This window comes from Rubripirellula tenax, from assembly GCF_007860125.1.
Classification (GTDB): Bacteria; Planctomycetota; Planctomycetia; order Pirellulales; family Pirellulaceae; genus Rubripirellula; species Rubripirellula tenax.
The window spans coordinates 1-1,808 of the sequence record NZ_SJPW01000036.1; the positions used below are offsets into that span (position 1 = coordinate 1).

Annotated in this window: 1 protein-coding gene; it reads left to right on the forward strand. The window is 56.8% G+C overall.

The genetic code is table 11. The annotated features are described in order from the left end of the window. The first annotated feature begins 1,086 nt into the window (after window positions 1–1,086). The gene (locus tag Poly51_RS30200; protein WP_146462675.1) at window positions 1,087–1,512 is read left to right on the forward strand and encodes a hypothetical protein; all 426 of its coding nucleotides are present in this window, start codon (window positions 1,087–1,089) and stop codon (window positions 1,510–1,512) included. Window positions 1,513–1,808 lie beyond the last annotated feature (296 nt).

A 1,808-nucleotide genomic window follows, 5' to 3' on the forward strand; every position in this document is an offset into this window, starting at 1 on the left:
GGTGCTAGACGAGGAGCTGCTCTGACCGTTTAGACGGCGGGTAACCATCCCGTGCACCGGAGCCGGGCTTGCGGCCGGTTTTGAAATGGTTGACTTAACACTCCCGGCCCGGTGACGGGCAACGTTATCGGACTGACCGCTCAGGTGTTTGGCTTGTTCGCTCGCACTAGCGATTGCAGCAACGCTCGATTGCAAGTTTGTCGTTCGGCTTTTGCGTTAGCGACTCAGCGCTTCGACCGTCTTGATCCATTGTTGACGGTTGCCGCGACGTACGCCGCTCGTAAGCCGAACTTGTGTTTACTGTTGGCGTTTGTTGATGGCACCGCAACGTTTTCGATCCTTCGTTTACGGACAACACCCGATTGCTTGCTGCACGAATCAACGCCGGTTAGACTGTTGCGACGCGGTTTCCGCTGCCCAGCACCCGTTCGTAAAAGCCGATAACCATGACATGCACCGGAGTGGCGGTGGTTACGTTTGCTCGAAATCACGATGTTCGCCGCCACCCGGTGATGTCGAACGTTATCCGACTGGGTGCGCTCATGCCCCGGATCGAACAAAGGCACGTGACACCGCATGGAACTCCTGACTGACCGATTCGTTGTTGCGTTCTTTTGCATCGCGTTGTTTATCACCATTGCCTTGATCGCTGCGAGTAGGCGCGAGCGATCTTTCAACGAGCGTTGGCCACCCATTACTGACGATGAATTTGTCGCGAAATGCTCCCCCAATGTGTCTAGGGATACTGCGTTGCGAGTGCGAAGGATCGTTGCTGAGCAACTCGGGATACCTTATGATCGCATCCACCCGGATCAAGACTTCATACGCGATCTCGACTGCTGATGGTGCGGACAAGCCAGGTTGGCGGCGTCCCGCCGTTGTTTTCTGCTCGCGCAGATCATCGTGGCGGCGTCCCGTCGTTATTTTCCGCTCGCGCGGCCCATGCCCGTTGGCGGTTCGCCTCGTAGACATAATCTCGGATAACCAAGACATGCACCGGAGTGGCGGTGGTTGCCGTTTTCGTCTGCTTGCAAGCGTTTCGCCGCCACCCGGTGATGTCAACCGTTATCCGACTGAATCTTTCGCATGACCACGCCGACCGACATCACACGATTGGCTGACGTTTTGCACGCGACGATCGTATACCACCATCACACCGAGCCGAATTACCAGGTCTTCGATCTTACATTCGTCGATCCACTGCTTAAGTATTCGATGATGATCCGGCCGCATGCCGGTATCATCCAGCTGGCCGCCGATCCAGATGCACCAATATCCGGTTGCCCTTTGCTGGAATACGGATTCCGCTACGATCCGCTTGACGTCGGCGATAGTGCATACGGACCCGGACCTGCCATTCGCTTCTACGATGGCCCTTGTAAACGCAATGACATTCGGCTTACGATCACGATACGCTCTGATGGACGACTCTACCTGTTCGCGAACGCTGATCCAACGCCGTACCCCGAACGCACCGGATCTCCAGGAACACCACCCACTTCCCACCCGTGAGCGGGGCAAATTGCGTTAAGATGGGAAGCTTGCGGCAGCGGGCGAATGTTCCTCCACTGCCACCCCGAAGCGCAGCGTTGTAAGTCTGATAACCATTGCGTGCACCGGAGTCGGGCTTGCGGCCGTTTTCAAATGGAACATGCAAACGTCCCGACCCGGTGACGCTGGACGTTATCCCGACGAAAGCGCGGAGTGCCGACCGGATGCTTGCGATTGGGCTTTGCATCGCCCGAATGCCGGGTGTGCCGACTGGCTTTGATGCAACGGTTGTCTCGAATTGACGTACGAACACGACG